The sequence below is a fragment of the Streptomyces sp. NPDC037013 genome (assembly GCF_055607265.1).
This window is the reverse complement of the sequence record NZ_JBVJRV010000005.1, coordinates 705,385-730,454: the sequence shown is the minus strand read 5'-3', so window position 1 is coordinate 730,454 and position 25,070 is coordinate 705,385. Positions and strand designations below refer to the sequence as shown.

At 72.4% G+C, this 25,070-nt stretch carries 20 protein-coding genes and 1 pseudogene; 11 read left to right on the top strand and 10 right to left on the bottom strand.

All coding sequences use genetic code 11. The features are described 5' to 3' along the window. Positions 1–162 precede the first annotated feature (162 nt). Positions 163–4,848 (bottom strand): ATP-dependent helicase, encoded by a 4,686-nt coding sequence (locus ACZ7DY_RS22130; RefSeq protein ID WP_471137655.1) that lies wholly within the window; start codon positions 4,846–4,848, stop codon positions 163–165. A gap of 79 nt (positions 4,849–4,927) precedes the next feature. Here ACZ7DY_RS22130 and ACZ7DY_RS22125 point away from each other — a divergent pair. The 3 genes and pseudogenes from ACZ7DY_RS22125 to ACZ7DY_RS22115 all read left to right on the top strand — a co-directional run bounded on the left by ACZ7DY_RS22125 (position 4,928) and on the right by ACZ7DY_RS22115 (position 6,931). Next, a pseudogene (locus ACZ7DY_RS22125) lies at positions 4,928–5,820 on the top strand (AraC family transcriptional regulator). Positions 5,821–5,954: 134 nt separating this feature from the next. Next, positions 5,955–6,626, top strand: a complete 672-nt coding sequence (locus ACZ7DY_RS22120; RefSeq protein WP_471137740.1) for an AzlC family ABC transporter permease — start codon at positions 5,955–5,957, stop codon at positions 6,624–6,626. Next, positions 6,623–6,931: an AzlD domain-containing protein gene (locus ACZ7DY_RS22115; protein WP_471137654.1), complete on the top strand. Its 309-nt coding sequence runs from the start codon at positions 6,623–6,625 to the stop codon at positions 6,929–6,931. Before ACZ7DY_RS22120 ends, ACZ7DY_RS22115 begins: the two co-directional genes overlap by 4 nt. Before the next feature lie 26 nt (positions 6,932–6,957). On the opposite strand, the gene ACZ7DY_RS22110 is transcribed toward ACZ7DY_RS22115, so the two are convergent. After that, a complete protein-coding gene (locus ACZ7DY_RS22110; RefSeq protein ID WP_471137653.1) occupies positions 6,958–7,923 on the bottom strand; it encodes a hypothetical protein in 966 nt (321 codons plus the stop codon). Between the two features lie 79 nt (positions 7,924–8,002). Here ACZ7DY_RS22110 and ACZ7DY_RS22105 point away from each other — a divergent pair, with 79 nt between their 5' ends. The 6 genes from ACZ7DY_RS22105 to ACZ7DY_RS22080 all read left to right on the top strand — a co-directional run bounded on the left by ACZ7DY_RS22105 (position 8,003) and on the right by ACZ7DY_RS22080 (position 15,668). Beyond that, positions 8,003–8,197, top strand: coding sequence for a DUF3046 domain-containing protein (locus ACZ7DY_RS22105; RefSeq protein ID WP_471137652.1), 195 nt, complete (start codon positions 8,003–8,005; stop codon positions 8,195–8,197). Positions 8,198–8,372: 175 nt separating this feature from the next. Then, complete coding sequence (locus ACZ7DY_RS22100) at positions 8,373–9,650, top strand: AI-2E family transporter (RefSeq protein ID WP_471137651.1); 1,278 nt, start codon at positions 8,373–8,375, stop codon at positions 9,648–9,650. Between the two features lie 358 nt (positions 9,651–10,008). Further along, complete coding sequence (recA, locus tag ACZ7DY_RS22095) at positions 10,009–11,136, top strand: recombinase RecA (RefSeq protein ID WP_471137650.1); 1,128 nt, start codon at positions 10,009–10,011, stop codon at positions 11,134–11,136. Positions 11,137–11,139: 3 nt separating this feature from the next. Then, positions 11,140–11,922, top strand: coding sequence for a recombination regulator RecX (gene recX, locus ACZ7DY_RS22090; RefSeq protein ID WP_471137649.1), 783 nt, complete (start codon positions 11,140–11,142; stop codon positions 11,920–11,922). Positions 11,923–12,432: 510 nt separating this feature from the next. Then, a complete protein-coding gene (locus tag ACZ7DY_RS22085) occupies positions 12,433–13,125 on the top strand; it encodes an ArsR/SmtB family transcription factor (RefSeq protein ID WP_471137739.1) in 693 nt (230 codons plus the stop codon). Continuing rightward, complete coding sequence (locus ACZ7DY_RS22080) at positions 13,122–15,668, top strand: FtsX-like permease family protein (protein WP_471137648.1); 2,547 nt, start codon at positions 13,122–13,124, stop codon at positions 15,666–15,668. The genes ACZ7DY_RS22085 and ACZ7DY_RS22080 overlap by 4 nt, the downstream gene beginning before the upstream one ends. A 30-nt stretch (positions 15,669–15,698) precedes the next feature. On the opposite strand, the gene ACZ7DY_RS22075 is transcribed toward ACZ7DY_RS22080, so the two are convergent. From ACZ7DY_RS22075 to ACZ7DY_RS22040, 8 genes are all read right to left on the bottom strand, one after another. Next, positions 15,699–16,109, bottom strand: coding sequence for a rhodanese-like domain-containing protein (locus ACZ7DY_RS22075; RefSeq protein ID WP_471137647.1), 411 nt, complete (start codon positions 16,107–16,109; stop codon positions 15,699–15,701). Next, positions 16,106–16,645 (bottom strand): cupin domain-containing protein, encoded by a 540-nt coding sequence (locus ACZ7DY_RS22070; RefSeq protein ID WP_471137646.1) that lies wholly within the window; start codon positions 16,643–16,645, stop codon positions 16,106–16,108. Before ACZ7DY_RS22070 ends, ACZ7DY_RS22075 begins: the two co-directional genes overlap by 4 nt. A gap of 79 nt (positions 16,646–16,724) precedes the next feature. Then, entirely contained in the window at positions 16,725–16,811 is an 87-nt protein-coding gene (locus ACZ7DY_RS22065; protein ID WP_336621184.1) for a putative leader peptide, read from the bottom strand. Between the two features lie 156 nt (positions 16,812–16,967). Next, positions 16,968–18,635 carry an FAD-dependent monooxygenase gene (locus ACZ7DY_RS22060; RefSeq protein WP_471137645.1) on the bottom strand — a complete coding sequence of 556 codons (1,668 nt, stop codon included), beginning with the start codon at positions 18,633–18,635 and terminating at the stop codon, positions 16,968–16,970. A 483-nt stretch (positions 18,636–19,118) separates the two neighbouring features. After that, positions 19,119–20,129, bottom strand: coding sequence for an amino acid ABC transporter permease (locus ACZ7DY_RS22055; RefSeq protein ID WP_471137644.1), 1,011 nt, complete (start codon positions 20,127–20,129; stop codon positions 19,119–19,121). Continuing rightward, positions 20,126–20,773: an amino acid ABC transporter permease gene (locus ACZ7DY_RS22050; protein ID WP_471137643.1), complete on the bottom strand. Its 648-nt coding sequence runs from the start codon at positions 20,771–20,773 to the stop codon at positions 20,126–20,128. The genes ACZ7DY_RS22055 and ACZ7DY_RS22050 overlap by 4 nt, the downstream gene beginning before the upstream one ends. A gap of 119 nt (positions 20,774–20,892) precedes the next feature. Then, entirely contained in the window at positions 20,893–21,813 is a 921-nt protein-coding gene (locus ACZ7DY_RS22045; RefSeq protein WP_471137642.1) for a glutamate ABC transporter substrate-binding protein, read from the bottom strand. 47 nt (positions 21,814–21,860) lie between these two features. Next, a complete protein-coding gene (locus ACZ7DY_RS22040) occupies positions 21,861–22,640 on the bottom strand; it encodes an amino acid ABC transporter ATP-binding protein (protein ID WP_471137641.1) in 780 nt (259 codons plus the stop codon). Between the two features lie 284 nt (positions 22,641–22,924). On the opposite strand from ACZ7DY_RS22040, the gene ACZ7DY_RS22035 reads away from it, so the two are divergent. Both ACZ7DY_RS22035 and ACZ7DY_RS22030 read left to right on the top strand, forming a co-directional pair. After that, positions 22,925–23,614: a response regulator transcription factor gene (locus ACZ7DY_RS22035; RefSeq protein ID WP_471137640.1), complete on the top strand. Its 690-nt coding sequence runs from the start codon at positions 22,925–22,927 to the stop codon at positions 23,612–23,614. A 16-nt stretch (positions 23,615–23,630) separates the two neighbouring features. Next, positions 23,631–25,034 carry a sensor histidine kinase gene (locus ACZ7DY_RS22030; protein ID WP_471137639.1) on the top strand — a complete coding sequence of 468 codons (1,404 nt, stop codon included), beginning with the start codon at positions 23,631–23,633 and terminating at the stop codon, positions 25,032–25,034. Positions 25,035–25,070: the final 36 nt, after the last annotated feature.

Here is a 25,070-nt window from a genome sequence, read left to right as displayed (position 1 = left end):
CAGAGTGGCATGACGTGGGGCGGGGCGGCGGCTTGGTGGCCGGCACGTCCGCCCCTGGGTGCGGTCACAGGCCGCTCACCGCTCATGCGGGATGGGTGCACGGTGGCATGGCAGCCCGGGTGTACGAGCGGTACGGGTGTACGCGCGGCACCCGCACCGGCGTCACGCGCGCAGGCGCAGGCCGCGCGGGGTGGCGTGGAAGCCGGCTCCTTCCAGGAGAGGGGCGAAGGGGGAGGTCAGAGCGGCGGTGCCGTTGACCCGCTCCACCGTGACCGTGCCCAGGGAGCCCGCCCGGGCCGCCGCGGCGAGGGCCTCGGCGGCGGCGTGCAGTCGGGGGTCATCGGCGATCGGGTCCTCCGGGGAGGCGGGCCAGGCCAGCAGTGTCTTGCCGCCGCGCTCCATGTAGAGGGTCAGGTCGCCGTCGACCAGGACGACGAGGGAGCCCGCCTTGCGGCCGGGCTTGTGTGTCGTGTCCTGCGGTGGTTCGGGCCAGGGGAGCGCGGCGCCGTACGCGTTGGCCGGGTCGGCGGCGGCGAGGACGACGGCGGCCTGCGCGTCGGTGGCGCGTGTGCCGTCCGTACGGTCCCGGGTGTTGGCGGTGGCGCGCAGCCGGTCCACCGCGCCGTCCATCGCGAACTGGGCGGCGCCCAGCCCTTCGACGACATAGCCGCGCCGGGCCTGGCCGGTGTCCTCGAAGGCCGACAGGACGCGGTACACCGCGGAGAAGCCGCCCTCGACCCCTTCGGCGGCGACCGCGCCGCGGGTCACCACGCCGTGCCGGTCGAGGAGGGTGCGGGCCAGGGCGTGGGCGCGCAGGGTCGGGTCGGGCTCCCGGGTGGGGAGCAGGGACCAGCGGCCCGCGGCCGTCGGGGGGCCGGTGCGGGAGGTGGGGCGGGCGGCCCCGGTCAGGCTGCCGTAGCGCCCGCGCGGGATGCTGCGTTTGGCGCGGTGGGCGGTGGCTCCCGCGGTGCGGCCCGAGCCGAGGAGCGAGCGCATCGGGGACAGCGTGTCGTTGGTGAGCCGGCCGGACCAGGCCAGCTCCCAGATCGCGTCGGCCAGTTGGGGGTCGAGCACCTCCGGGTGGGTGGTGGCGCGGACCTGGTCGGCGATCTGGCGGAAGAAGAGGCCGTACCCCCCGGAGAGGGTGTCAAGGACCGACTGGTGCAGGGCGCTGAGCTCCAGGGGGTGCGCGGGGGGCAGGAGCAGGGGCGCCGCGTCGGCCAGGTAGAGGGAGACCCAGCCGTCCTTGCCGGGCAGGGAGCCTGCGCCGGCCCAGATCACCTCGCCGGACGCGGTCAGTTCGTCGAGCATGGCCGGGTGGTAGCCCGTGACGCGTGACGGCAGGACGAGCTTTTCCAGCGCGGAGGCGGGGACGGTGGCGCCCTGGAGCTGTTCGACGGCGCGCACCAGGCCCTCGACGCCGCGCAGGCCGTGGCCGCTCACGCTCTGCCACTGGGGCAGGAACTGGGCGAGCGCGGGCGGGGGCACCGGTTCCAGTTCGTGCCGCAGCGCGGCCAGGGAGCGGCGGCGCAGGCGGCGCAGGACCGCGGCGTCGCACCACTCCTGGCCGATGCCCGCGGGATGGAACTCCCCCTGCACCACACGGCCGTTCGCCGCGAGACGCTGCAGGGCGCCCTCGGTGACGGCCGCTCCCAGGCCGAAGCGGGCGGCGGCGGTGGCGGAGGTGAACGGGCCGTGCGTGCGGGCGAAGCGGGCCAGCAGGTCACCGAGCGGGTCCTTGACCGGCTCCATGAAGGCTTCCGGCACGCCTACGGGCAGGGCCGTGCCGAGGGAGTCGCGCAGGCGGCCCGCGTCCTCGATGGCCGCCCAGTGCTCCTCGCCGGCGATGCGGACCCGGATCGCGCGGCGGGCGGCCGCGAGCTCCTCGGCCCACGCGGGCTCGGCGCCGCGTTCCGTCAACTCGGCGGTGGTGAGCGGGCCGAGGAGCCGCAGCAGGTCGGCGACGCCCTCGGCGTCCTTGACGCGGCGGTCCTCGGTGCGCCACTGGAGCTCCTGCTCCAGCTCGGTCAGGACCTCGGCGTCCAGCAGCTCGCGCAGCTCGGCCTGGCCGAGCAGCTCCGCGAGCAGCCGGGAGTCCAGGGAGAGCGCGGCCGCGCGCCGCTCGGCGAGGGGGGAGTCACCCTCGTACAGGAACTGGGCCACGTACCCGAAGAGGAGCGAGCGGGCGAAGGGGGAGGGCTCGGGGGTGGTGACCTCGACGAGGCGGACGCGGCGGGATTCGATGTCGCCCATCAGCTCGGTGAGCCCTGGCACGTCGAAGACGTCCTGGAGACACTCCCTGATCGCCTCCAGGACGATCGGGAACGAGCCGAACTCGCTCGCCACCTGGAGCAGCTGGGCGGCGCGCTGGCGCTGCTGCCACAGCGGGGTGCGCTTGCCGGGGCTGCGGCGCGGCAGCAGCAGCGCGCGGGCGGCGCATTCGCGGAACCGGGAGGCGAACAGCGCCGAACCGCCCACCTCGTCCGTGACGATCTGATTGACCTCGCCCTTGTCGAAGGTGACGTCGGCGGCGCCCACCGGGGCCTTCTCGGTGTCGTACTCCATGGGGGGAGCGGTGGGCTCCTGGTCGAGCAGGTCGAGGCCCATCAGGTCGGCGTCGGGCAGCCGCAGCACGATGCCGTCGTCGGCGTGCATGACCTGGGCGTCCATGCCGTACCGCTCGGTGAGGCGGGCGCCGAGGGCGAGCGCCCAGGGAGCGTGCACCTGGGCGCCGAAGGGGGAGTGCACGACGACCCGCCAGTCGCCCAGCTCGTCACGGAACCGCTCGACCACGATCGTGCGGTCGTCCGGGATGTGGCCGCACGCCTCGCGCTGTTCGGCGAGGTACGACAGGACGTTGTCGGCGGCCCAGGAGTCGAGGCCCGTGGCGAGCAGCCGCTCGCGCGCGTCCTCCCGCGAGAGCGCGCCGACCTCCCGGAGGAACGCGCCGAGCGCGCGGCCCAGTTCTAGCGGGCGGCCCAGCTGGTCGCCCTTCCAGAAGGGCAGCCGCCCCGGGACGCCCGGGGCGGGGGAGACCAGGACGCGGTCGCGCGTGATGTCCTCGATGCGCCAGGAGCTCGTGCCCAGCGTGAAGACGTCGCCCACCCGGGACTCGTACACCATCTCCTCGTCGAGCTCCCCGACCCGGCCGCCGCCCTTCTTGGGGTCGGCGCCCGCGAGGAAAACGCCGAAGAGGCCGCGGTCGGGGATCGTGCCGCCCGAGGTGACCGCGAGGCGCTGGGCACCGGGCCGTCCCGTGACGGTGCCCGCGACGCGGTCCCAGACCACGCGCGGGCGCAGCTCCGCGAAGGCGTCCGACGGATACCGCCCGGCGAGCATGTCCAGGACGGCCGTGAACGCCGACTCCGGGAGCGAGGCGAAGGAGGCCGCGCGGCGCACCACCGTCAGCAGGTCGTCGACCTGCCAGGTGTCGAGCGCCACCATGGCGACCAGCTGCTGCGCCAGGACGTCCAGGGGGTTGGCGGGGACGCGCAGGGACTCGATGGAGCCGGTCCGCATCCGCTCCGTGACGACGGCGGCCTGGACCAGGTCTCCCCGGTACTTGGGGAAGACGACTCCGGTGGAGACGGCGCCGACCTGGTGCCCCGCGCGGCCCACGCGCTGCAGCCCGGAGGCCACCGACGGCGGCGACTCGACCTGCACGACCAGGTCGACCGCGCCCATGTCGATGCCGAGCTCCAGGCTGGAGGTGGCGACGACGGCAGGCAGCCTGCCCGCCTTGAGGTCCTCCTCGACCTGCGCGCGCTGCTCCTTGGAGACCGAGCCGTGGTGGGCGCGGGCGAGGACCGGTGGCGCGCCCTTGGCGGCGCCCGACTCGGCCATCAGCTCCGCGGGGGAGTGGTCCTCCGGGAGGGCCTCGCCGGTCGCCCTCTCGTACGCGATTTCGTTGAGGCGGTTGCAGAGGCGCTCGGCCAGGCGGCGGGAGTTGGCGAAGACGATGGTCGAGCGGTGTGCCTGGACGAGGTCGGTGATGCGCTCCTCGACGTGCGGCCAGATCGAGGGGCGCTCCGCCTCCGCCGCGGTGCCGTCACCGGACTCGCTGACCGGGGAGCCGCCCAGCTCTCCCAGGTCCTCCACCGGGACGACGACGGACAGGTCGAACTCCTTGCCGGACTCCGGCTGGACGATCTCCACCTTGCGCTTGGGGGAGAGATAGCGGGCCACCTCGTCCACCGGGCGCACCGTCGCCGACAGGCCGATGCGGCGCGCGGGCTTCGGCAGCAGCTCGTCGAGCCGCTCCAGGGAGAGGGCGAGGTGTGCGCCGCGCTTGGTGCCCGCGACCGCGTGCACCTCGTCCAGGATCACCGTCTCGATGCCGGTGAGCGCGTCGCGCGTGGCGGAGGTGAGCATCAGGAACAGCGACTCGGGCGTGGTGATCAGGATGTCCGGCGGGCGGGTCGCCAGGGCCCGGCGCTCGGCGGCCGGGGTGTCACCCGAACGGATGCCCACCCGGACCTCCGGCTCGGGCAGGCCCAGGCGCACGGATTCCTGGCGGATGCCGGTCAGCGGGCTGCGCAGATTGCGCTCCACGTCGACCGCCAGGGCCTTCAGCGGTGACACGTACAGCACCCGGCAGCGCTTCTTCGGGTCGGCGGGGGGCGGCGCCGACGCCAGCTGGTCGAGTGCGGCGAGGAACGCGGCCAGGGTCTTTCCGGAGCCCGTGGGCGCGACGACCAGCACGTCGGAGCCCTCGGAGATGGCCTGCCACGCGCCGGCCTGCGCCGAGGTGGGCGCGGAGAAGGCCCCCGTGAACCAGCCGCGGGTCGCGGGGGAGAAACCGTCTAGGGCGCCGGGGACGCCATGGGCACTGGACGCGGAGCTGACCATGCCCCCATCGTGCACCCCGCCACTGACAACGGCGCCGACCTGCGGAAAAGAGGTTGCGGGCACGTCGCAGAATGGGGGCATGACGGGTAGGGCCGAACAGGCGCGGCACTGGAGGTACACGGAGCTGCCGGGCGTCGACCTGCTGCGGGCCCACTACATCCACCGGACGTTCGTGCGCCACACCCACGAGCACTTCGTCATCGCGGGGATCGCCGAGGGCGTCGACGTCTTCCACCACAGCGGTGCCGACCGGCATGCGGGCCCGGGGAGCCTCGCGCTCATCAACCCCGACACCCCGCACACGGGCCGGGCCGGGGACCCCGGCGGCTGGCGGTACGGGGCGGTCTACCCGGCGCCCGAGGTGGTCGCCGCCATCGCGGCGGAGACGACGGCGCTGCGCGGGACGCCCGGATTCATCCGTCCGGTCCTCGACGACCCGTACTCCGTGGCGCTGGTGCACCGGGTGCTGCGCGCCGCGGAGGAGGGCAACGCCCTCGCCGCCGACACGCTGCTGCGGGTGGCGGTGACCCGGCTGCTGCGGCTCAACGGCGGGCGGCTGCCCCGGCGCACCGTGCGCACGGCGGGAGCCAGGATCGCGGCACACGCGCGTGCCGTGCTGGAGGAGAGCCTCGCGGACCCGCCGAGCCTTGAGCGGCTCGCCACCGGCCTCGGCGTCAGCCCGTTCGCCCTGCTGCGGGCCTTCCGGGACGCGTACGGAATGCCTCCGCACGCCTGGCTCACCGACGCGCGCGTGCGCCGGGCCCGCCGCCTCCTCGACGCCGGCACGGCGCCCGCCGAGGTGGCCGTCGCGGTGGGCTTCACCGACCAGCCGCACCTGAACCGGCATTTCACCCGCGCCGTGGGGGTGCCGCCCGGCGCGTACCAGCGCGAGCGCAAGAACGTACAAGACCCGGCCGCGCCCCACTCGTAACGTTCGGGGCGTGGCAGAACAGACGACCCCCACGGGCATAGACCAACCGGACGGCAGACACACGCAGGGCAGGGAAACGGAAGGCAGGGAAACGGAAGGCAGCGATGCGCAGGGCGAAAGCACGGCGGGCGAGGGCGCGGAAGGCGCGCCCCCGGAGAAGGCGGACGGTGCCGTCGTGCGGGACGCCCTCGGGGTCGGCATCGCCGTCGGCCTCTCGGGCTTCGCCTTCGGGGTGACCTCGGCGGGGAGCGGGCTCACCCTCCCGCAGACATGTGCGCTGAGCCTGCTGGTGTTCACCGGGGCCTCGCAGTTCGCCCTGGTCGGCGCGCTCGCGGGAGGCGGCAACCCGTTCACCGCCGCGGCCGGCGCCTTCTTCCTGGGGGTGCGCAACGCCTTCTACGGACTGCGCCTCTCGCAGCTCCTCGCCCTCCCGCGCGCGGTACGGCCGTTCGCCGCGCACTGGGTCATCGACGAGACCACCGCCGTCTCGCTCGCCCAGCCCACGCGGCGCAGCGCCCGCATCGGCTTCACCGTCACCGGGCTCACCCTCTACGTGCTGTGGAATCTCACGACCCTGCTCGGCGCGCTGGGCGCCGAGGCGATCGGCGACACCGACGCCTGGGGTCTTGACGCGGCCGGACCGGCCGTCTTCCTGGCCCTGCTCGCACCGATGGTGCGCACGTCCACGGAGCGCGCCGTCGCGGGCGTCGCCCTCCTCCTCGGGCTCGGTCTGCTGCCGGTGCTGCCCGCGGGCGTGCCCGTCCTGGTGGCGGCCCTCGCGGTGCCGACCGTCCTCTACGTAGCGGGCCGAAAAGCGCGTAAGGACAGCAGGGGAGAGCTCCGTTGAACATCTGGATCGCCATCGGGGCGACCGTCGTCGGCTGCTATCTCGTCAAGCTCGTGGGGCTGCTGGTGCCCGCGGGCGTGCTGGAACGGCCGCTCGTGCGGCGCATGGCCGCCCTGCTCCCCGTGGCGCTGCTCGCGGCGCTCACGGCTCAACAGACCTTCGCCGAGGGGCGGGAACTCGTCCTGGACGCCAGGGCGGCGGGGCTCGCCGCGGCGGCCGTGGCGCTGCTGCTGCGCGCGCCGTTCCTCGTCGTCATCGCGGCGGCCGTCGTCGTGACGGCGGGGGTGCGGGCCGTGACGGGGTGACCGGAGACGCCCGTCGCCGCCGTTCGTCAGCCGATGTGCCGTCCGTACGCCCGGAGGGTGCGCAGCGCCTCGATGGTGACGATGGGGCGCGCCTCCAGGGCCGGGCCCGGCGCCCACTGCCGCCAGCGCACCGGCCAGCCGCCGTCCTCCTGCTGTTCCCGCGCGAGGAAGTCGAGTGAACGTTCCATCTCCGCGTCGGTGAACCACGCGCGTGCGAGCGACTCGGGGAGCTTGGCGAAGTCGTGCGGGAAGTGGTGCTCGCCCGGCGCGTAACCGGGCGCCACCGGATACGCGTCGAGGTCATCGGGGTCGAGCGCCGCGAGCCGCTGCTCGCGCACGAGGCGCCCGAGGCGGTCGGCGGCGGCCTGCGCGCGCGGGCGGTCGGGCACGCCGTCCAGGAAGGCGACGGCCGCCTGGACCTCGTACGGATGCGACTTCCCCAGCGTCTCGACGGCCTCCCAGCAGAAGTCCGTGGCCCGGAACAGCCAGGCGTGCCACACCTCGTTGCGGTGCAGCAGGCCCACCACGGGGCCGGTGGCCAGAAGTTCGCTGGGGGGATCGTCCACGATCGGCACGAACGGCGCCGAGGGGTAGCCGCGTTGGCCGGGATGGATCGCCGGAAGCGCCCCGTCGGCCGTCGACATCGCCGTCAGATACCGGCACACGCGCTCCACCCGCTGCCCGCCGCAGCGGCGGATCGAGTCCAGGACGCGCAGGGCGTGCCCGGTGTGCAGCGGCTGGCTGACGGGTCCGCGCAGATCCGGTTCGAGCGCGAAACCGTACCCGCCGTCCGCGGTCGCGTACGAGGTCAGGGCGGTCTCGACCGCGTCCGCTGCCGCGGCGCCGCCCGCGCCATCGAGGAAGTGGTACGCGAACCGTCGCTGCTCCAGGACGCGCGCGGTGAGCCAGACGAAGTGCTCGGCGCGGGCGACCGGGGAGAGCGCCGCGTCGGGGGAGGGCACAGCGTCGGGGGATGCTCCGGTTTCGGCCATGCACCGACCGTAGGGCGGAAAGCGTTCTCGGCAAGCCCCCCGCGCCCGGCTGCACTCTCAGGGGCGCGATACTGGAGGCATGCGGTTGACGGTCTTCTGGCAGCGGATGGCGGCACACTTCGGTGCGGGGTACGCCGACTCCTTCGCGCGCGATCACGTGATGGCGGAACTGGGCGGCCGCACGGTCCATGAGGCGCTGGACGCGGGCTGGGAGGCCAAGGACGTCTGGCGTGCGGTGTGCACGGCCATGGACGTGCCGGCCGACAAACGCTGACCACGGCCGGCCGGACACGAGGGATGAGCCCGCTGTGACCGGAGCGTCACCGGAGGGCTCCACGCGCGCGTGCAGCCGCCTCGGGGTGTCGCGCGTCCGTCCCGGGATGTCGCGTACCCGTCCCAAGATGTGAGGGTGGCGGTCGATTGTCGGCGGCGTGGGCGAGACTGGCTGCGTGGCACCGACAGAAGAGACCGCGCAGGTCACCCAGGACACCGCAGCATCCGGCACGACGCCGCCCGCACAGCCCCCCACCGGGGCCGAGGCAGGGCCCGGCGCCCGTATGCCGCGGTGGCTGCCGCGCGCCATGGTGCTCGCCCTCGCCCTCATCGCCTGCTTCCAGCTGGGCAGTTGGGCGTTCCACCAGCTGACCGGACTGCTGATCAACATCTTGATCGCGTTCTTCCTGGCGCTCGCCGTCGAGCCTGCGGTGAGCTGGATGTCCGCGCGCGGGCTGCGCAGGGGCTTCGCCACCTTCCTGGTCTTCCTGGGCGTCTTCATCGCCAGTGCGGGGTTCATCACCCTGATGGGTTCGATGCTTGCGGGCCAGATCGTCGACATGGTCGAGGACTTCCCCGACTACCTCGACAAGGTCATCAGCTGGATCAACCAGACCTTCCACACGGAGCTCTCCCGCGTCGAGGTCCAGGACAGCCTGGTCCACTCCGACTGGCTCCAGAAGTACGTGCAGAACAGCGCCAGCGGCGTCCTGGACGTCTCCGCGCAGGTGCTCGGCGGTCTCTTCCAGCTCCTGACGATCATGCTGTTCTCGTTCTACTTCGCGGCCGACGGGCCGCGGCTGCGGCGCGCGCTGTGCTCGGTGCTGCCGCCCGCCAAGCAGGCCGAGGTGCTGCGGGCCTGGGAGATCGCGGTCGACAAGACCGGCGGGTACCTCTACTCGCGCGGCCTGATGGCGCTGATCTCCGGCATCGCGCACTACATCCTGCTCCAGGTGCTCGGCGTCCCCTACGCGCCCGTGCTCGGCGTCTGGGTCGGCCTCGTGTCGCAGTTCATCCCCACCATCGGCACCTACCTCGCGGGCGCCCTGCCGATGCTGATCGCCTTCACGGTCGACCCCTGGTACTCGCTCTGGGTACTGATCTTCGTCGTCGTGTACCAGCAGTTCGAGAACTACGTGCTGCAGCCCAAGCTCACCGCGAAGAGCGTGGACATCCACCCCGCCGTCGCGTTCGGCTCGGTCATCGCGGGCACGGCGCTCCTCGGGGCGGTCGGCGCGCTCATCGCCATCCCCGCCGTCGCGACCCTGCAGGCCTTCCTCGGGGCGTACGTGAAGAGGTACGACGTCACGGACGACCCCCGGGTGCACGGGCACCGGCGCCAGGTCGGAGCGCCCCTCCTCGCGCGCGTCCGGCGGGCGCTGCGCGGCCCGAACAGGCCGGAGGCGCCCCCGACGTCCGGCGGCGCCCGGCCGAAGCCGGACGAGCGGCAGTGAGGGAGCGGGCCGGCCGACAGGGCTGAGCCCTCGGCGGCAGAAGGCGTCCCGCGCCAGGAGAAGCGCCATGCCGCGCGTGCGAACCGGCGCTCGGTCGGCGAGACCGCCGGTCCGCACCGACCGTGCCACCTGCGGCGTGCCACGCTTGACACTAAAATCGAACATCCATTCTTATGGGGTGTCCGGCGGCGATTTTCCGGGGGTTGCGCGGAGGATCCACCGGGACGCTCCAGAGGTTTTCGGAGAGGGATGACCTTGAGTTATCCACAGGCTGGACGGGCGTCGGGGCGGATTGTCAGTGGCAGGCGTTAGCGTCTTTGACGTGAAGCGATCGACTCAAGCAAATCGGGTGGAACCCATGGCAGGAACCGACCGCGAGAAGGCGCTGGACGCCGCGCTCGCACAGATTGAACGGCAATTCGGCAAGGGCGCAGTGATGCGCATGGGCGAGCGGCCGAACGAGCCCATCGAGGTCATCCCCACCGGGTCGACCGCGCTCGACGTCGCGCTCGGCGTCGGCGGCATCCCGCGCGGCCGTGTGGTGGAGGTGTACGGACCGGAGTCCTCCGGTAAGACGACCCTCACGCTGCACGCCGTGGCCAACGCCCAGCGGGCGGGCGGCGCGGTGGCCTTCGTGGACGCGGAGCACGCCCTCGACCCCGAGTACGCGAAGAAGCTCGGCGTCGACATCGACAACCTCATCCTGTCCCAGCCGGACAACGGCGAGCAGGCACTCGAGATCGTCGACATGCTGGTCCGCTCCGGCGCCCTCGACCTCATCGTCATCGACTCCGTCGCCGCCCTGGTGCCGCGCGCGGAGATCGAGGGCGAGATGGGCGACTCGCACGTGGGTCTCCAGGCCCGCCTGATGAGCCAGGCGCTCCGGAAGATCACCAGCGCGCTCAACCAGTCCAAGACCACCGCGATCTTCATCAACCAGCTCCGCGAGAAGATCGGCGTCATGTTCGGCTCCCCGGAGACGACGACCGGTGGCCGGGCCCTGAAGTTCTACGCCTCGGTGCGCATGGACATCCGCCGCATCGAGACCCTCAAGGACGGCACGGACGCGGTGGGCAACCGCACCCGCGTCAAGGTCGTCAAGAACAAGGTCGCGCCGCCCTTCAAGCAGGCCGAGTTCGACATCCTCTACGGCCAGGGCATCAGCCGCGAGGGCGGCCTGATCGACATGGGCGTCGAGCACGGCTTCGTCCGCAAGGCCGGCGCCTGGTACACGTACGAGGGTGACCAGCTCGGCCAGGGCAAGGAGAACGCCCGCAACTTCCTGAAGGACAACCCCGACCTCGCCAACGAGATCGAGAGGAAGATCAAGGAGAAGCTGGGCGTCGGCGTGAAGCCCGAGGCGGCCCCTGCCGACGAGCCGGCCACGGGCACGGACGCGGCGGCGGTCCCGGCCGACGACGCCAAGACGGTGCCCGCGCCGGCGGTCAAGACCACCAAGTCCAAGGCCGCGGCGGCCAAGAGCTAGTCCGTGACACGACGAACCGACTGGGCGGACCACACCGCCCCCGAAGACCGCACCGGCCCCACCGGCCGGGGGTACGGGGACGGTGCGGATCACGACGGCACAGGCCGGGACGACACCCGTGGCGGCGGCTTCGACGGCGGCGAGGACGGCGGGTTCCGTGACGGCGACCGCCAGGACGGTGACCGTCGAAGCCGTGGGCGCCGGCGACGGCGTGGCGGCTTCGGCGGCCATCAGGACAGCGGCCCCCCTTCCTCGTCGAGGGCCGAGAAGGGGGAGCCGCCGACGGGGGACCCGGCTGAGAGGGCGCGGGCGATCTGTCTGCGCCTGCTCACCGGCACCCCGCGCACGCGCAAGCAGCTCGCGGACGCGTTGCGCAAGCGGGAGATCCCGGACGACGTGGCGGAGGAAGTGCTCTCCCGCTTCGAAGAGGTCGGCCTGATCAACGACAGTGCCTTCGCCGACGCCTGGGTGGAGTCCAGGCACCACGGCCGCGGCCTGGCCCGCCGCGCGCTCGCGCGGGAGCTGCGCACCAAGGGTGTGGAGTCCACGCTGATCGACGAGGCGGTCGGGCAGCTCGACCCGGAGCAGGAGGAGGCGACCGCGCGGGAGCTCGTCGCCCGCAAGCTCCGCTCCACGCGCGGCCTCGACCGCGACAAGCGCCTGCGCCGCCTCGCGGGCATGCTCGCCCGCAAGGGCTACGCGGAGGGCATGGCGCTCCGGGTGGTCCGCCAGGCCCTGGAGGAAGAGGGCGAGGACACCGAGGACCTCGGGTACGAGGCCTTCTGAGCGGGCCGCCCCCACGGGGGTGGGGCGGCAGGCCAGATCGGTCCAGCACCTCAACTCGGGCTCCGCAGGGTGGGGTTGTCCCCCCTGCGGAGACGCCGGGTCACCGCAGTGCACAGAGACCTGTGCACAGACGACTGTGTACGCATGACACAGGAACCCGGCACCACCACCGCGACGACCTGGGCCGACGACGGCATCCGGGCTGACGGGGGCGCTCGGGCGGACGAGGGCGCTCGGGCGGACGAGGGCGCTCGGGTCGACGACGGCGCTCGGGCGAGGGGCATGGCGGAGATCGGCGCCCCGACTCAGCCCGGCGACCCGGGCCAGACCCGTGGCGCCGTTGCTCGGGTCGACGACGCCGCTCGGACGACGGACCCGGCGGGGAGTGGTGGCTCGGCTCAGCCCGGTGGCCCGGCCGAGACCGGTGGCCCGGCCCAGCCTGGCGAGCCGTCCCAGCCCCGTGGCGTCGATCCGACCTCAGCCGCCGATCCGACCCCGCCCACCAGTCCGATCCCAGCCACCACTTCGACCCCACCCGAAACTCCCCCCACGCCCCCACAGACGCTCCCGCCGCCCCCGCAGCCGCCCCCGCACGAACTCACCGACCTCCGCGCCCTCAAAGCGCTCGCGCAGCCGCGGCGGCAGCAGATGTTGCAGCACCTCACCCTGCATGGCCCGGCCACCTCCGCGACGCTCGCCCGGGCCCTCGGCCTCAACACGGGCGCGACCAGCTACCACCTGCGCGAGCTCGCCCGGTACGGCTTCGTCGAGGAGACGCGCGGTGCGGGGCACGGACGTGAGCGCTGGTGGCGGGCGGTCCCGGGTGACCGGCGCTTTCCTCCGCGCAGCCGGCAGAGCCCCGAGATGCGGCTCGTCATGGACGAGCTCAACCACCTCGCGTACGCCGCGGATCTGGAGCTGTTCGCGCGACTTCAGCGCGACGGCAGCGGTGAACTCGGCGACTGGCACGACGCGTTCCCCTCCTCGCGCGGCACCATCCGGCTGACGCTCCCGGAGCTTCACGACTTCTTCGAGGAGTACATCGCGCTGCTCAACCGCTACAAGCGGCCCGAGGCCGACACCCCGGACGGCGCTCGCACCGTCCTCACCCGGTTCCTGGCCTTCCCCGCGCCTTCCGCCGGCCCCGCACCGTCCGCCTTTCCCGCACCGTCCGACGACCGAAGAGAGAACGATCCCTCATGATGCTGCGCTACGCACTGCAGACGGTCAGAGACCGCAAGGGCGGATTCCTGGGCGCCTTCCTGGCGCTGATGTGCGCCGCGGCCCTCATCACCGCCTGCGGCACCCTCCTGGAGACCGGCCTGCGCGGCACGATCAAGACCGAGCGGTACGCCGCGGCTCCCGTGATCGTCTCCGCGGACCAGAACGTCCACCAGACCACGGTCAAGCACAAGAAGGGCAAGACCAAGGTCAAGCACAAGGCGAAACCGATCGCCGAAAGAGCCTGGCTGAGAGCCGACGAGATCGAGAGAAGACTCGAGAAGGCGCCCGGCGTCCACGCGCTCGTGTCCGAACTCACCTTCCTCGCACAGCCGTTGACGCCCGCCTCGGCCGGGGGTGCCGCCAAGCCGTCGTACGGGCACGCCTGGCGGTCCGCCGCCCTCACGCCCTTCCGGCTCGTCGACGGCCGGGCGCCGCGCACGGCCCACGACCTCGTGATCGACCGCGATCTCGCCGACCGCGCGGGGCTGCGGCCGGGCGACCGCCTCACCGTCCAGTCGACGCGGAGCCCGCGCGCCTACCGCATCACGGGTGTCGCCGCGCCCGACGGCGGCGCACTGGCCCACCAGACCTCGCTCTTCTTCTCCGCCGCCGAGGCCGAGCGGCTCGCCGCGCACCCCGGCCAGGTCACCGCCTTCGGTGTCGTACCGGAGCGCGGCACCACGGCCGCCGACCTCCAGAAGTCCGTGACCCGCGCGCTGGACGGCACGACGGCGCAGGTCAGCGCGGGGAGGGGACGTGGGCCCGTGGAGTTCCTCGACGCGGCGGGAGCCCGCGTCAAGCTGGTCAGCATGGGCGGCGCCATGGGCGGCACGTCCCTGCTCGTCGCGATCCTCGTGGTCGTCGGGACCTTCGCCCTCTCCGTGCAGCAGCGCCACCGCGAACTGGCCCTGCTGCGCGCCGTAGCCGCCACACCGAAGCAGATCCGCAGGCTCCTCGGACGTGAGGCCCTGATCGTCGGCGCCGGTGCGGGAGCCGTCGGGGCGCTCGCCGGCATCCCGCTCGGCGGCTGGCTGCACGGCCGGTTCGTGGACATGGGAGCCGTCCCCGCCACCCTCGAACGCACCGTCAGCGTCTTCCCGCCCCTCGCCGCCGTGGCCGCCACCGTGCTCGGCGCCTGGGCAGCCGCCCTCATCGCGGGGCGCAGGATCGTCCGGATCCGCCCGGCGCAGGCCCTCAGCGAGGCGCGGGTCGAGCGGTCCCGGCCGGCCTGGAGCCGTGTCGTCGCGGGTCTGGTGCTGCTCGCCGGTGGAGCCGTCCTGGTCGCCGTGTTGAGCGCGCTGCGGACCGAGGCGGCGTCGACTCCCGTGACCTTCCTGGCCGTTGTCGTCTTCGCCTGCGCCATCGCGCTGCTCGGGCCGTTCGTGGTCAGGGCGGCGGCAGCGCTCCTGCGGGGCCCGCTCCGGCTGGCGGGCCCCGGCGGCAAGCTCGCCCACGCCAACCTGCGCGGCAACGCGGCCCGGATGGCCGCCGTCGTCACTCCGCTCGCCCTCCTCACCGGCATGACCTGCACGGTCCTCTTCGCCCAGCCCACCCTGGACGATGCGGCCCGCGCCCAGACCCGTCAGGGCATCAGCGCGGACTGGGTCCTGACGGCCAAGGGCCCCGGCATCCCGGCGGAGGCGGCACGGAAGCTGCGGTCCGCCGAAGGGGTCGACGCCGCCACCGAGGTCGTCCGTACGACGGTGCGCGTCGGGCTCGACAAGTACCCGGCGCAGGGCGTCACCCCCGAGGGGCTCACCCGCACCTGGGACCCGGACGTCACCGCAGGGACCCTGGCGGGCTTCGACGAGGACAGCGTCGCCGTCAGCGGGCTCGCGGCCGACCGGCTCGGGCTGAAGCCGGGCAGCACGCTCAAGTTCACCCTGGGCGACGGCACGAAGACCGAACTGACCGTCCGCGCCGTGTACGCACGCGGCCTCGGGTTCGGCGATCTGACCATGGCGCACGACCTGGTCGCCCGGCACGTCGACAACCCGCTCGCCACCACGGTCCTCGTCAAGAGCGACCGCACACAGGAACAACTCGCGGCAGCCGTCGAGAAGTTCCCCGGCCTGCGCGTGCTCGACACCGTCGCCGCCGACAGCCTCCAGGCAGAGCTCCGGCAGACCAACGCCGAGGTGAACCTCCTGGCGATGGGCCTCGTCCTGGCCTTCACCGCCATCGCCGTCGTCAACACCCTCGCCATGTCCGTCTCCGAGCGCATACGGGAGTTCGCGATGCTGCGTCTCGCCGGTGCCACCCGCCGCCAGGTCCTGCGCATGCTGCGCACCGAGGCGCTCGCGGTCCTGCTCATCGGCGTCTCGCTCGGCAGCGGTGTGGCACTCGCCGTCCTGACCGCCTTCAGCGTGGGCATGACCGGCAGCGCGGCGCCGACGGTCGTGCCCCTGGCGTACGTCTCCGTGATCGCCGTCGCCGGACTGCTCGCTCTGGCCGCCACCGCGCTGCCGGGCCGCGCCGCCCTGAGGCCGCTCCCCGTCACGGTGGCGACCGCCAAGGAGTGAACAAGGCCTACGGGCGGGGCGGGGGGGCGCCTACCTCCCCGCGGCCGTCACCGGCAGTCCCGCCGCCCGCCACGCCTGGAAGCCACCGACCAGATCGGTGGCGTGGCGCAGCCCCAACTGCCGCAGGGAGACGGCCGCGAGGCTGGACGCGTACCCCTCGTTGCAGATCACGACGACGCGTACGTCATGGTCGGTGGCCTCAGGGACGCGGTGACTGCCCTGCGGGTCGAGCCGCCACTCCAGTTCGTTGCGTTCGACGACGAGCGCGCCGGGGATCAGCCCGTCGCGCTCCCGCAGCGCCGCGTAACGGATGTCGACGAGGAGGCCGCCACCCTCGGCGACCTCGTACGCCTCCTGCGGGGTGAGCCGGTCGAGGCCGAGCCGCACGCGCTCCAGCAACTCGTCGATGCCGACCGGGCGTTCTCCCTCGTCCCCGCTCACTGCCAGTCCTCCGGGCGCTCCACGGACTCCAGCCGCAGTACGTCGCCGGTACGGCTGTACCGGCGGATCCGCGGCAGGGGCGGGTAGTAGGCGTGGACGGAGACGGCGTGCTCGGTCGGGGACTCATTGAGCACCTCGTGCACGTGGTTGCGGCCGAAAGCGCGGCCCTCGCCCGCCGTCAGCCGCCGTTCGCGGTCGACGTCGTCGGAGAGTTCCAGGGTCTTCCACCCGTCGGTGGGCAGGCGCGCGGCGAGCGAGTTCTCCTTGAGGGTGCCCGCGGCGGTGAGGAAGGCGCCGACGGACTCCGCGTGGTCGTGCCAGCCGGTTCCGGTGCCGGGCGGCCAGCCGATCAGCCAGGCCTCACTGCCGCCGGGTCCCTGCAGACGCACCCAGGTGCGGCCCTCGGGGTCGAGCGGCAGGGAGGCGATGAGGTCGGAGTCGGCCGCGGTACGGCGGACGAAGTCGAGGAGTTCGGCCGAGGTGGGCGCCGAGGAACGCGCGGGCGCGGGCGCGGTGGAGGAAGGAAGTGCAGACACGGGTACCGTCCTGGAGGTTCGCGGAAGAGCGCGCGAGACGACCCGGGACGGGTGCTCGGCGCGCGAGAAGAAGGCGAATTCAGCAGGACGGGTGACACACGCAGCCTGCATAGCGGACGAGGTCCATGTGGACCCTCCGCCACAGGCGTACATCGGTGTCGGTCACGATCCGGAGTAGACCATGGGGGTCGGGGGCGGTCAACCCTGGCTCAGCATGCGGTCGGGCGATCTCGGCGGCGCGGCTGCGGGTCTCGGGCGCCCCGGTCGGGGTCTGCTCCCGGACCCGACCGGGGCCCTTCCTTCTGCGACCGGGTGCCCACGCTCACCCCCGTGGCCGAGCGGCCCCCGCCGCGTTCTCCTCCCGGCCGGCCCGCGCCGGTCGCTCCGGCCGCTCCGGACGCCCCGACCCGTTCCCCCGCGCCGTGGGCGCCGGACCGCCCAGTGCCGCTTCGGCCGCCGCGTACAGCTCGGCCGGGCGTACCCCGGCGAGCGCCGTGACCAGGTGGCCGTCGGGCCGTACGAGCAGGACGGAGTGGGCGGCGGCCCCGGGATAACTCTCCGCGACGAGCAGCTCGGCCGGGTGCGGCAGTGCCGAGACGGCCGCGGCGAGGCGCGGCATGATCCCGGCCGTCACCCAGTGCCGCCGCTCCCACACCACGGTGCCCGGCGCGACGAGGACGACGATCAGGTGGTCGCGTCCGAGCCGGTCGCGCAGCTGGACGAAGGAGCCGTCGGGCGCGGTCACCCGCACGTCGGCGACCGGCGCCCCGGGCTCCGTGCCGACCGCGATGACCGACTCGGAAGGGGCGGGCGCCAGCGGCGACTCGGCGTACGACGAGGGCGCGCCGAGCGGCCCGCGTCCCACATGGCCGTCCGTGAGGAGGGTGTCGTGCCCCCGCGCGGTGCCCGGCACGTACGAGCGCAAGCCCTTGCCGCCGCGCAGCACGGGCAGCGCCTGGTCGGCGGCGCGCAGGCGCGCGGCCACGGCGGCCCGCCGCTCGACCTGATAGCTGTCGAGCAGCGGCTCGCGTGCGCCGTGGTGCCAGGCGAGCGCCAGCTTCCAGGCGAGGTTCTCGGCGTCCCGCAGCCCTTCGTCGAGCCCTTGGGTGCCGAGCGCGCCGAGGAGGTGCGCGGCGTCCCCGGCGAGGAAGGCGCGGCCGACGCGCCACCGCCTGGCGAGCCGGTGGTGGACGGTGTGCACGCCGGTGTCAAGCAGCTCGTACGGCGGTGTGGAGCCGCCGCACCAGCCTGCGAGCGTTTCCCGGATGCGCGCGACCAAGGCGTCGGGCGTCACCAGCTCGCCGCGCGGCGGGAGCAGCCAGTCGAGCCGCCACACCCCGTCGGCGAGCGGGCGGCCCGTCACCTCGGCGCCCCCGCCGGGCCACGGGGGCATCCGATGCAACAACGCCTGACCCGGCCAGGGAAGTTCCGTGCGGAGCGCGGCCACGGCGTGTCGTTCGACGGCGGTGCGTCCGGGAAAGCGGACGTCGAGGAGTTTGCGCACCGTGGAGCGGGAACCGTCGCAGCCCACCAGATAACTGCCACGCCACCAGGTGCCCTTGGGGTCGCGCGTGTGTGCGGTCAGACCGGTGGGGTCCTGCTCCAGGGAGTCGAGTTTGCTCTCCACCGCGATCTTGACGAGGCGCTCGTCGGCGATGGCCTCGCGCAGCGCGCCGGTCAGCACGTGCTGCGTCAGGTGCAGCGGGGCGGGCGTCTCGTCGTCGAATGCGATCTCCCGCATCAGCTGTTTGCGCCGTACGGAGCGCCAGCCGGCCCATCGTGCGCCCGACTCCGCGTCGCCGAACGAGTGGCCCGCGAGCCGCTCCGCGAACGCCGCGGTGTCCTCCCGCAGGACGACGGTCCGCGCGGGCCGCTGCTCGTCTTTGCCGGGGCCCTCGTCGAGGACGACGGTGGGCACCGAGTGCCGGGCGAGGGCGAGGGCGAGCGCGAGCCCGACGGGGCCCGCGCCGACGACGATCACCGGGTCCACGGCGCACGCCTTCCGGCCCGGCGGGCTCCGAGGGTCCGGACTGCCCGGAAGCGCTGGACGTACGTACAGGAACTGGCAGTTGGAGCCCGGTGCACGATCACAGAATGTATGCAACCCATTGCTTGTGCCCGCGTCAAGCGACGGCGGCGTCGACGCGGCCCGCACAGCGGCCGTCACGTCCGATCGTCTCATCGGTCGTCAGTTCGCATCGCCGCGTGCCCAGGTGGGCGCTGGTCAGAGCCCGACCGGGACCGCGACCGAACCGGAGGGAGCCACCGCTCGCTGCCCGTGGGGTCCCGGCACCGCCTGCCGGTCCCCACCCGCGCCGGCACGTAACCGTCCGTGTCGTGCCACTCGCGCACGCGGAACGCACACGGAACGCATACGGAACGCATACGAAAACGGGGGAGGCAGTGGCGCTGTCGCCACTGCCTCCCCCCGGCACCACGAGTTCCCGTCGTGCTCTTCCGTTCACCCGCGCTCTCAGGTCGCCTTCGACGGCGGCTCGTCCGGGCCGTCCAGGCGCGGGGCGGGACCCTTGGGATCTGCCGGGGCGGCGTCGGCCGGCTCGCGGTCGCCGACGGCGGGGCCGAGCGGTTCGGACGGGTCGAGCACCCCGGGGGCCTCGGCCGGCTCGGCGGCGGCCGCCACGGCGATCCCCGTCTTGGTCCGCCGGCCGCGCCTCTCCACCCAGTTGGCGAGGCCGGACAGTGCCATGCACATCGCCACGTAGATCGTGCCGACGACCATGATCACCGGGACGTAGATGTACTGGCCGTTGACGAGCGTGGTGTTGGCCAGCTGCCGGGCCGCGTACAGCAGCTCCGCGTACGTGATGATGTAGCCGAGCGAGGTGTCCTTCAGCGTGACCACCAGCTGGCTGATGATCGTGGGCAGCATGGACCTGACCGCCTGCGGCAGCAGCAGCATCGTCATGACCTGCGTCTTGCGCAGTCCCAGCGCGTACGCCGCCTCCACCTGACCGCGCGGCACGGCGTTGAAGCCGGCCCGGAGCACCTCTGCCTGCACCGCGCCGTTGTAGACGGCGAGGCCGATGACGAGCGCCCAGAAGCCGTTGTTGGCCCCGACGGCGCCCAGGTCGCTCTTGTAGGTGAGGAAGAGCACCCACAGGGCGTAGATCGTGATCAGCAGCGGGATGGCCCGGAAGAGTTCGATGAACCCGGTGGCCAGCCAGCGGACCGGGCGGTGGTCCGAGGCGCGGGCGACCGCGAGCAGCGCGCCGAGCACCAGGGAGAGCACGCCGGCGAGGGCGAAGACCTTCAGCGTGGTGACGATGCCGTCGCGGATGATCGTCCGCACGTTGGAGTAGTTGAAGGTCTCCCAGACGGCGGAGTCGAAGTGGCCGCGGTCGGCGAGACGCATGATCACGACGGCGGCGAGGGCGAGGATGGCCGCCGTGCCGATGACGGAGTAGATGCGGTTGCGCATCCGGGCCTTGGGGCCCGGCGCGTCGTACAGGACGCTGGAGCTCATCGCGCGACCTCCAGGCTCCGCTCGAGCAGCCGGAACAGGCCACTGATGGTGAATGTGATGAGGAGGTAGCCGAGCGCCACCCAGAGGAACAGCCAGGCGATGGCGAAGCCCTGGTCGCTGAGGGTCTTCTGCCAGCCGAACAGCTCCGTGACGCTGAACGCGCCCGCGATGGCGGAGTTCTTCGTCAGGGCGATGAAGATGCTGCTCAGCGGCGGCAGGACGGTGCGCACCGCCTGGGGCAGGATGATCGTCCCGAGCGTCTGGAAGAACGTCATCCCCAGGGAACGGGCGGCCTCCGCCTGGCCGAGGGGCACGGTGTTGATGCCGGACCGGACGGCCTCGCAGACGAACGACGAGGTGTAGACGCTGAGCACGATCAGCGCCTTGGTCCACGGGTCGAAGCCGAAGTCGAAGACCTGCGGCACCGCGAACCAGATGGTGAGAAAGAGCAGCGTCAGCGGGGTGTTCCGGAACAGGGTGACCCACGCGGCGCCGAAGAACCGCAGCGGGGGTACGGGCGAGACCCGGAAGCCGGCGAGCACGACGCCGAGGAACAGCGCGAGCACGCCACTGGCCACGGTCAGCCAGATCGTGCCTATGAATCCCTCGCGGAATTCCGCCATATGGTCGAGCAGTACATTCACGGGGATGTCCTCGTGGGCGGCAGTGGTCGGGCAGGGGAGCCGGCCCCGTAGACACCGCCTGGGCGCCTACGGGGGGCCGGTCAACTCACTGCCGGGGAGTGGAACGGTCGATCAGAGGGTCAGTAGCGCTCGAGGGCCGGCGGCTCGGTGAACTTGGCGCCCGAGAGACCGAGCGTCGCGTCGTACGCCTTCTTGTAGTCGCCGTTCTTCTGGTGCGCCTCGATGGCGTCCGCGACCGCGTCGCGCAGCGCCTTGTCGCCCTTGTGCATGCCGATGCCGTACGGCTCCTTGGTGAACGGCTTCTCGACCACCTTCAGCGCCTTCGGCTGCTGCGCCGCGTAGCCCTTGAGGATGGCGTCGTCGGTGGTGACGGCGTCCACCTCCTTGTTGATGAGCTGCTGCACGCACTCGGAGTACTTGGCCAGCTCGACGGTCTTGGCGCCGTACTTCGGCTTCTTGATCTCCTGGAGGGGAGTCGAGCCGACGATGGAGCAGACCTTCTTGCCCTTCACGGAGTCCGGTCCCGTGATGGACTTCTCGTCGTGGCGGACGAGGAGGTCGGCGCCGGCCATGAAGTAGGGACCGGCGAAACCGACCTGCTTCTTGCGCTCGTCGTTGATCGTGTACGTGCCCACGTAGAGGTCGACGTCGCCCTTGGAGATGGTGGTCTCACGGACGCCGGAGTCGATCGTCTTGAACTCGATCTGGTCGGGCTTGAAGCCGAGGTCGGCCGCGACCATCTTGGCGATCTCGATGTCGAAACCGGAGCGCTTGCCGGCGCTGTCCTTGAAGCCCAGGTACGGCTGGTCGTCCTTGGCACCGATGACGATCTTGCCGGCCTTCTGGGCCTTCTTCAGGACATCGGAGTCGACCTTGACGCCGGACTTCACCTCGTACGTGGGCAGCTTCGGCGCGTTCTTCCCGCCGGTCGGGTCCTTCGGCTTGTCGCCGGCCGTGCCCTCCTCGCCACCACACGCCGTGGCGGTCAGTGCGAGAGCGGCGACAACGGCGGCCGTGGCGGCGGACTTACGGAGCTTCATGGTGAACATCCTCTGATTTGGACTGGAGTTGAGACGGCGTGGAAGCCTCAGTGCTTCAGGATCTTCGACAGGAAGTCCTTGGCCCGGTCGCTGCGCGGGTTGCTGAAGAACTGGTCCGGCACGGCCTCTTCGACGATCCGCCCGTCTGCCATGAAGACGACGCGGTTGGCCGCGGAGCGGGCGAAGCCCATCTCGTGGGTGACGACGATCATCGTCATCCCGTCGCGGGCGAGCTGCTGCATCACCTCGAGGACCTCGTTGATCATCTCCGGGTCGAGCGCCGACGTGGGCTCGTCGAAGAGCATCACCTTGGGGTCCATCGCCAACGCGCGTGCGATGGCGACGCGTTGCTGCTGTCCGCCGGAGAGCTGCGCGGGGTACTTGTCGGCCTGGGAGGCGACACCCACGCGGTCGAGGAGACCGCGCGCCTTGGCCTCCGCCTCCGCCTTGCCGATCTTGCGCACCTTGGTCTGGCCCAGCGTCACGTTCTCGAGCACGGTCTTGTGCGCGAAAAGGTTGAAGGACTGGAAGACCATGCCCACGTCCGCGCGGAGCCGGGCGAGTTCCTTGCCCTCCTGGGGCAGCGGCTTACCGTCGATCGAGATGTCACCCGAATCGACCGTCTCCAGGCGGTTGATGGTGCGGCACAGCGTCGACTTGCCGGACCCGGAGGGGCCGATCACGACGACGACCTCGCCGCGGGCGATGGTCAGGTCGATGTCCTGGAGGACGTGCAGAGCGCCGAAGTGCTTGTTGACGTTCTTCAGCACGACCAGGTCGTCGGCCCCAGACGGTATGGCGTCCTTGGTCACCGATACTTCGGTCACGGCTTGTTGCTCCATCCTCCTCGGTTGCGAGGACAGTAATAACCCAGTGCGACCAGCGTCATTACATCTGAGGGGAAATTGAGCATAACGATCCGGCCGCAACCGGACACTCCGTGTGAAGAGGCCCAGGGAGTGCGTACCGGGTGGGTAACGGAACGTGCCGACGACCTGAACCCCCTTGACGCGGTCCTTATGCATCGGCATGGATGCCTTGGTGCGCCGCGAACGGACCGGCCACCACTACCCGCCACGACGGAACGACGGATGAATCGGAGGGGGCCCCTATGCGACTGCTTCTCGTCGAGGACGACGATCATGTGGCCGCCGCCCTGTCCGCGGTCCTGGCCAGGCACGGCTTCGACGTCGTGCACGCCCGCAGCGGCGAGGAGGCGCTGCAGGCGCTGCTGCCCGCGCAGGCGGCTCCCTTCGGAGTGGTCCTCCTCGACCTGGGCCTGCCCGACCAGGACGGCTACGAGGTGTGCGGCAAGATCCGCAAGCGCTGCTCGATCCCGGTGATCATGGTGACGGCCCGCTCCGACGTACGGTCCCGGATCCATGGCCTCAACCTCGGGGCCGACGACTACGTGGTGAAGCCGTACGACACCGGGGAGCTGATCGCCCGCATCCACGCGGTCATCCGGCGGCCCACGCCGGCCGACGCGGTCACCCCCGGCGACAGCAAGCTGCGGCTCGGCCCGGTCCACATCGAACTGCCCACCCGTCAGGTCAGCGTGGACGGTTCGGTTGTCCAACTGACCCGCAAGGAGTTTGACTTGCTCGCCCTGCTGGCGCAGCGCCCCGGCGTGGTCTTCCGTCGGGAACAGATCATCAGCGAGGTCTGGCGCACCAGTTGGGAGGGGACCGGCCGCACCCTGGAGGTGCACGTGGCGTCCCTGCGGTCCAAGCTGCACATGCCGGCCCTGATCGAGACCGTGCGCGGCGTGGGCTACCGCCTCGTCGCCCCGGCCGCCTAGCCCGGAGCGAGAACAGGTGCGCTCCCGCCTCCTGCCGCTGCTGATCATCCTGATGGCGGGCGTCCTGCTCGCGCTCGGCTTCCCGCTCGCCGTCAGCGTCGCGGCGGCCCAGCAGCAGAGGGTGGTCGTCGACCGCATCGACGACACGGCACGCTTCGCGTCGCTCGCCCAGTTCGTCACCAAACGTCCCACCGGCTCGCGGGTGGCGGGCAGCAAGGACGAGCGCCGCGAGACGCTGCAGAAGGAACTCGACGACTACTTCGACGTGTACGGGATCCGCGCGGGCGTCTTCTACCGCGACGGCAGCCCCATGGCCAACTCCCCGAACGACTGGTTCCTGCCCCGCACCGGAGCGATCAGAGACGCCTTCGAAGAGGCGCTCCGCTCCCGCGGCAGCCACGACCCCGAGCAGGTGTGGCCGTGGCAGCGCGGACGGCTCGCGGTCGCCTCCCCGGTGATCAAGGACGGCGACGTCATCGCCGTCGTCGTCACCGACTCGCCGACCGGCCGCATGCGTTCCCGGACGCTGCACGGCTGGCTGCTCATCGTCGCCGGTGAATCGGCGGCCATGCTCCTGGCGGTCGGCGCGGCCCTGCGGCTCACCGGCTGGGTGCTGCGCCCGGTACGCGTCCTGGACGCGACCACGCACGACATAGCGACCGGACGGCTCAAGTCCCGCGTCGCGGCGGCGGGCGGGCCGCCGGAACTCAGACGCCTGGCCCGGTCGTTCAACGAGATGGCCGACAACGTCGAGGACGTCCTTGAGCAGCAGCGCGCCTTCGTCGCCGACGCCTCGCACCAGCTGCGCAACCCCCTCTCCGCCCTGCTCCTGCGCATCGAACTCCTCGCCCTCGAACTGCCCGAGGGCAACGCGGAGATCGCCTCGGTCCGCACCGAGGGCAAACGCCTGACCCAGGTGCTCGACGACCTCCTCGACCTGGCCCTCGCCGAGCACGCCGCGGCCGACCTGCACCTCACCGACGTCGGCGAGCTGGCCGCCGAGCGCGTCGCCTCCTGGCGTCCGCTCGCCGAGGAGCGGGGCGTACGGCTGACGGGCGAGTGTCCGGCCACCACCGGCTGGGCCGACCCGATCGCCCTCTCCAGCGCCCTGGACGCGGTGATCGACAACGCCCTGAAGTTCACGCCCGAGGGAGGCCCCGTCCACGTCGCGGTCTCCTCCGGAGACGCGACGACGTCCGTCGTGGTCACCGACGGCGGCCCCGGCCTCACCGAGGACGAGCTCGCCCGCGTCGGCGACCGCTTCTGGCGCAGCAACCGCCACCAGAACGTCAAGGGCTCGGGGCTCGGCCTGTCGATCTCACGCGCCCTGCTCGCGTCGGGCGGCGGCTCCATCGCGTACGCCCGGCACGAACCGCACGGACTGAAGGTCACGGTCAGCGTGCCGCGCAGCGAGCCCTAGGGGGACGCTCCAGGGGCGGTACGAGGGGACCGCGGC